The sequence below is a fragment of the Streptomyces sp. NPDC001093 genome, assembly GCF_040298985.1.
Lineage (GTDB): Bacteria > Actinomycetota > Actinomycetes > Streptomycetales > Streptomycetaceae > Streptomyces.
On record NZ_JBEPBF010000290.1, the window covers coordinates 1 to 1,519 of the forward strand.

The following is a 1,519-nucleotide window of genomic DNA, read 5'->3' on the forward strand; positions in this document are numbered from 1 at the left end:
TTCGCCAGGAAGCAATAGCCGACACAACCTCCACCAGCGTCCTTGCCCCCACCTCAGCCAGAAATGGACATCGCCTTACGAACCGCCCACTAAGGCCGGGGCACCCGTCCCGAACGGATCTCCCGGATCTGGGGTGCCCTCGGCCTGTGGCGCCCGGACCCGCAGGGCACGGTCCGGGTTGGTGGCGTCGCATTCCTCCTTGACACGGGCCATGGTCGACGAGAAATACGGCGGGTGCGCATCGGGTGGATGCACGGCATCGTCCCGGCGATGTCGCCCACTCCCGCACGATGTCGTCCACTCCCGGCCGGCGGTATCCACTGGGCCTCCGCCAACTTGAAGTCACAGGTCAAAGGGCTGGTGTGATCGGTGCTCAGGGTGCTCACGCTGGTCATAGGCGGCTGTCTGCGCAGTAGATCATCCGCCAGCGGTTGCCTGCCGGATTTCGGTGCTCGAAGCGGTGCGTGCGCTTCCCGAAGATCGCGGTGATCGTCTTGGCCGTGCTGCGGCACGACCAGCGCCCGGCCGACATGGCCGGCGGCAACAACGTGTCCGAGTCCACCGTCCGCCGCTGGCGGGACGAGCTGAGCGCCCTCCTGGCCGCGCAGGCGCCGCGATTGGACCGCGCCCTGAAGAAGGTGGCTGGCTTTGCGTTCGTAGCGGCGGTGCAGGCGTCGGCATCCGGCGAGCCACGCCATGGTGCGTTCGATGGTCCAGGGGTGTCGGCCGAGCCGCTGGCTGGAGTCGATTCCCTTGCGGGCGATTCGTGGTGTGATGCGGCGGCCTCGTAACCAACGCCGCAGGTGGTTGTAGTCGTAGCCCTTGTCGCCGTGCAGCTTGCCGGGTCTGCGTCGACGTCGGCCGCGACGGGACCGGATCGGCGGTATGCCTTGCACCAGCGGGATGAGGGCCTGGCTGTCGTGGACGTTGGCCCCCGAGATGCCGACGGACGGGGGCAGACCGGTCCGCTCGGTGATCAAGTGGATTTTCGAGCCGTACTTGCCCCGGTCCACAGGATTCGGGCCTGTCAGTCCCCCCTTTTCAGGGCCCGCATGTTCACGGAGTCGATAGCGCACCGAGACCAGTCCAGTTCGCCGCGGGCGCCGAGCTCGTCGAGGAGCAGGCGGTGGAGTTTCGCCCACACCCTGGCCTTCGACCACTCCGCGAACCGCCGGTGGGCTGTCGCGCCAGAAGGTCCGAACGAGGCGGACGGAAGTTGCTGCCACGTGCAGCCCGAGGTGGCGACGAACAGGATCGCCGCCAGCACCTCCCGATCGCCGTGCCGCCGCCGGCCACCACCCTGCGGACGTGTTGGCGCCTCCGGCACCTCCCGCTGAAACAACTCCCACAGCTCATCCGGCACCAGCCGCTCAACGATCCCCACCTCGGCAGGAATTCGAACAGTCCAAATGAGGTGGGCTGTAAGTGGGCGGTTCGTGAGTCTTTGAGTGGATCTGCTGTCGCCTGATGGTGTGGCGGCGGGGCGGAATCTGCCGGCCCGCGGTGGTTGATCTGGTGA

General features: G+C 67.4%; 1 pseudogene. It reads right to left on the bottom strand.

The window, feature by feature from the left end:
• Positions 1-632 precede the first annotated feature (632 nt).
• Positions 633-1,384: pseudogene (locus ABT288_RS49930) on the bottom strand (IS5 family transposase); the annotation flags it as partial.
• Positions 1,385-1,519: the final 135 nt, after the last annotated feature.